This is a genomic window from Kitasatospora sp. NPDC001095, from assembly GCF_053598615.1.
The window spans coordinates 1-5,126 of sequence record NZ_JBSFKQ010000109.1 but is presented as its reverse complement, the minus strand read 5'-3'; the positions used below and the strand labels follow the sequence as shown (position 1 = coordinate 5,126).

Annotated in this window: 1 protein-coding gene; it reads left to right on the top strand. The window is 75.1% G+C overall.

The window, feature by feature from the left end; translation table 11 throughout:
- On the top strand, positions 1-5,126 hold a 5,126-nt coding region (locus ACWDBB_RS35905; RefSeq protein WP_449793605.1), incomplete at both ends, for an SDR family NAD(P)-dependent oxidoreductase.

The following is a 5,126-nucleotide window of genomic DNA, read 5'->3' as shown; positions in this document are numbered from 1 at the left end:
CAGCGTCTTCGTCGAGCTGGGCCCCGACGGCGTGCTCTCGGCCATGGGCCAGGAGTGCGTCGAGCAGGGCGTGTTCACCCCGGCGCTGCGCGCCGGCCGCCCGGAGCAGCGGGCGCTGCTGACGGCGCTGGCCACCGCGCACGTGAACGGTGCCGCGGTGGACTGGTCGCCGGCCTTCGACGGCACCGGTGCGAGCCGCGTCGAGCTGCCCACCTACGCCTTCCAGCGGCAGCGCTACTGGCTCGACCTGCCGAACGACGCCGCCGAGGCGGCCTTCGAGCCGGTGGACGGCACGGACTCCGCGTTCTGGGCGGCCGTCGAGAGCGGTGACCTCGCCGCCGTGGCGATGACGCTGTCCGTGGACGGCGGCGACGAGCTGGTGCAGTCCTCCCTGAGCACCCTGCTGCCCGCTCTCTCCACCTGGCGCGAGCAGCGCAGGAACCGGACCACGGTGGACGGTTGGCAGTACCACGTCACCTGGCAGCCGGTCGACGGTGAGCAGGCGGCCGCCCCGGCGGGCACCTGGCTGCTCGCCGTTCCGGCCGGCCTGGACGAGGCCACCGCCACCGCCGTCGCCGAGACGCTCACCGCGAGCGGCGCCGAGGTGCGCCGCGTCGAGATCGAGGCGGGCGCCGACCGGGCGGGCCTGGCAGAGCTGCTGGCCGGGATCGCCGCCGAGGGCACCGAGGTGTCCGGCGTGCTGTCCCTGCTCGCCCTCGCCGAGCAGCCGGACGCCGGCCAGCCGGTGCTGTCCGTCGGCTTCACCGCGACCATCGCGCTGGTGCAGGCGTTGGGTGACGCGGGTGTGGGTGCGCCGTTGTGGTTGGCGTCGCGGGGTGCGGTGTCGGTCGGTCGTGCCGATCGGGTGAGCAGTGCGGTGCAGGCGCAGGTCTGGGGTCTGGGCCGGGTGGTGGCGCTGGAGGCGCCGGAGCGTTGGGGTGGTCTGGTCGACCTGCCCGAGGTGTTGGATGCCCGGGCGCGGGGTCGGTTGGCCGCTGTGCTGGCGGGTGTGGACGGTGAGGACCAGGTCGCGGTGCGCGCCTCGGGCGTGTTCGTGCGTCGTCTGGTGCGGGCCGGTCGTTCGGGTGAGGCGGCCGCTTTGTGGTCGCCGCGTGGCACGGTGCTGGTCACGGGCGGTACGGGCGCCCTGGGTGCGCGGGTGGCGCGCTGGCTGGCGGACAACGGGGTCGGGCACCTGGTGCTGACCAGCCGTCGGGGCCTGGACGCCCCGGGTGCGGTCGAACTGCGTGAGGAGCTCGTCGCGTCGGGTGTCGAGGTGACCGTCGTCGCGTGTGACGTCGCCGACCGTGCGGCCGTCGAGGCGCTGCTCGCCGAGCACGAGTTCACCGCCGTCGTCCACACCGCCGGTCTGACCGGTTCGGCCGTGCTCGCCGTCACCGACGCCGCCGAGACCGCCGAGCTGATGGCCGCGAAGGTGGCCGGTGCCGCGCACCTGGACGAGCTGCTCGGCGACACCGAGCTGGACGCCTTCGTCCTCTTCTCCTCCATCGCGGGTGTCTGGGGCAGTGGCGGGCAGTCCGCCTACGCGGCCGCCAACGCCTACCTCGACGCCCTGGCCGAGCAGCGCCGCGGCCGCGGCCTCGCCGCCACCGCCGTCGCCTGGGGCCCCTGGGCCGACGGCGGCATGGTCGACGGCGAGGGCGAGCAGCAGCTGCGCCGCCGCGGCCTGCCGCCGCTCGCCCCCGAACTGGCGCTGGCCGCCCTCGGCCGCGCCCTCTCCGAGGGCGACGCCACGCTGACCGTCGCCGACGTCGACTGGGCGCGCTTCGCCCCGGCCTTCACCGCCGGCCGCAACCGCCCGCTGATCGCCGACCTTTCCGAGGTCCGGGCGCTGCTCGACGCCGAGCAGGCGCCCGCGCAGACCACCGACCAGGCCGGCCGGCTGCGCGAGCGGATCGCCCCGCTCGCCGCCGCCGAGCAGGTGCAGCTGCTGACCGGGCTCGTCCGGGGCCACGTCGCCACGGTGCTCGGCCACGCCGACTCCGCCGAGATCGAGTCCGGCCGCGCCTTCAAGGACCTCGGCTTCGACTCGCTGACCGCCGTCGAGCTGCGCAACCTGCTGACCGCCGGCACCGGTCTCTCCCTCCCGGCCACCCTGGTCTTCGACTACCCGACCCCCGAGGTCCTGGCCGCCCACCTGCGGACCCGCCTGCTCGGCGAGCAGTCCGCCGCCGTGCCCGCCGCCGCGACCCCGCGGACCGACGACGAGCCGATCGCCATCGTCGGCATGGCCTGCCGCTACCCCGGCGGCGTCAGCTCGCCCGAGGACCTGTGGCGGATCGTCGCCGACGGCATCGACGGCATCGGCACCTTCCCCGAGGACCGCGGCTGGGACCTCGACGCCCTCTACCACCCGGACCCGGCACACCAGGGCACCTCCTACTCGCGCGAGGGCGGCTTCCTCCCCGGCGTCGGCCGCTTCGACGCGGGCTTCTTCGGCATCTCGCCGCGCGAGGCGCTGGCGATGGACCCGCAGCAGCGGCTGCTGCTGGAGACCTCCTGGGAGGCCTTCGAGCGCGCCGGCATCGACCCGGCAACCCTGAAGGGCAGCCAGGCCGGCGTGTTCGTCGGCTCCAACGGTCAGGACTACGGCGCCCTCCTGATGAGCACCGCCGAGGCGACCGAGGGCTACCTGGCCACCGGCAACGCCGCCGCCGTCGTCTCCGGGCGCCTGGCCTACACCTTCGGTCTCGAGGGCCCGGCGGTCACCGTCGACACCGCGTGCTCCTCCTCCCTGGTCGCCCTCCACCTGGCCGTCCAGTCGCTGCGCAACGGCGAGTGCACGATGGCCCTGGCCGGCGGTGTCACCGTCATGTCCACCCCCGCCGCCTTCGTGGAGTTCAGCCGCCAGCGCGGCCTGGCCGTCGACGGGCGCTGCAAGTCCTTCGCGGGCGCCGCGGACGGCACCGGCTGGGGTGAGGGCGTCGGCGTGCTGCTGGTCGAGCGGCTGTCGGACGCGCAGCGCCTCGGGCACCCGGTGCTGGCGGTCGTCCGTGGTTCGGCGATCAACCAGGACGGTGCCAGCAACGGCCTGACCGCCCCCAACGGCCCCGCGCAGCAGCGCGTCATCCGCCAGGCGCTGGCCGGCGCCGGCCTGACGGCCGACCAGGTCGACGCCGTCGAGGCGCACGGCACCGGCACCGTGCTCGGCGACCCGATCGAGGCCCAGGCCCTGCTCGCCACCTACGGCCAGGAGCGCAGCGGCGACCGCCCGCTCTGGCTGGGCTCGCTGAAGTCCAACATCGGCCACACCCAGGCCGCCTCCGGCGTCGGCGGCGTGATCAAGATGGTCATGGCGATCCGCGCCGGCGTGCTCCCGAAGACCCTGCACGTCGACGAGCCGTCCCCGCACATCGACTGGACCTCCGGCGCCGTCGAGCTGCTGACGGAGTCGCGGGACTGGCCCGAGACCGGCGAACCCCGCCGGGCCGGCGTCTCCTCCTTCGGCGTCTCCGGCACCAACGCCCACGTCCTCATCGAGCAGGCCCCGGCGGACACCGACGCGCCGGCCCGCGAGGCCGTTCCGGCCCCGGCCGCCGACCTGCCGGTCGTCCTGTCGGGCCGCACCCCCGACGCCCTGCGCGCCCAGGCCCGCCGCCTGGCCGCCCACCTGCGCACCCGGTCGGACGTGCCGGCCGCCGACCTCGCGTACTCGCTCGCGACCTCCCGGGCCGCCTTCGAGCACCGGGCGGCCGTCGTCGTGGACGGCCCGGCCGAGCTGCTGGCCGCCGTCGAGGCACTGGCCGAGGGCGGCACGGCCGCCGGGCTGGTGACGGGTGCCGCCTCGGGCGGCAAGCTGGCGTTCCTGTTCACGGGGCAGGGGAGCCAGCGTCCGGGCATGGGGCGTGAACTGTACGACGCCTTCCCGGTGTTCGCGGACGCCTTCGACGCCGTCTGCGCGCGGGTCGAACTGCCGCTGCGGGAAGTCGTGTTCGGCGAGGACGCGGACGTTCTCGCGCGCACCGAGTACACGCAGGTCGCGCTGTTCGCGGTGGAGACCGCACTGTTCCGCCTCTTCGAGAGCTGGGGCGTGCGCCCCGACGTCCTGGTCGGCCACTCGATCGGTGAGATCGCGGCCGCGCATGTCGCCGGGGTGCTGTCGCTGGACGACGCCGTCACCCTGGTCGCGGCGCGTGGCCGGCTGATGCAGGCGCTGCCGAAGGGCGGCGCGATGGTGGCGGTCAAGGCGACCGAGGCCGAGGTGCTGCCGCTGCTCACGGACAACGTCAGCATTGCCGCCATCAACGGGCCTTCCTCCGTGGTGATTTCCGGTGGCGAGGCCGAAGTGCTGGCGATCGCCGGGAAGTTCGGGAAGACCAAGCGGCTGAGCGTCTCGCACGCCTTCCACTCGCCGCTGATGGACGGCATGTTGGAGGAGTTCCGGGCCGTCGCCGAGGGCCTGGACTACGCCGAGCCGGTCATCCCGGTGGTGTCCAACGTGACCGGTTCGGTCGCCACCGCCGAGGAGCTGTGCTCGCCCGAGTACTGGGTGCGCCACGTGCGCCAGGCGGTCCGCTTCGCCGACGGCATGCGGACCCTGGAGGCCCAGGGCGTCAGCACCTTCGTCGAGCTGGGCCCGGACGGTGTCCTCACCGCCATGGCCCAGGAGTGCCTGACCGGCGCCGCGGCCTTCGCCGCCGCCCTGCGCACCGGACGGGGCGAGGCGCAGACCGCGCTGACCGCCCTGGCCGCCGCCCACGTCCACGGCTCGGCCGTCGACTGGAGCGCCGTCTTCGCCGGCACCGGCGCCGTGCGCGTCGACCTGCCGACGTACGCCTTCCAGCAGGAGACCTACTGGCCCGACCTCAGCCACGTGGCGCGTCCGGCCCTCGACGGGCCCGCCGGGGACGTCTTCGACAGCGCGGTCTTCTGGGAGGCCGTGGAACGCGAGGACCTCGGCGCGCTGGCCGAGGCCCTGGAGGTGGACGACGCCGAGCAGGGCGTCCGCACCTCCCTCGGCACGGTGCTGCCCGCGCTCTCCTCCTGGCGGCGTCGCCGCCGTGAGCGCCACACCGTCGACGGCTGGCGCTACCGGGTCGAGTGGAAGCCCCTGCCGGAGGCCGCCGCGACCGTTCCGTCCGGTGAGTGGCTGGTGGTGGCGGAGG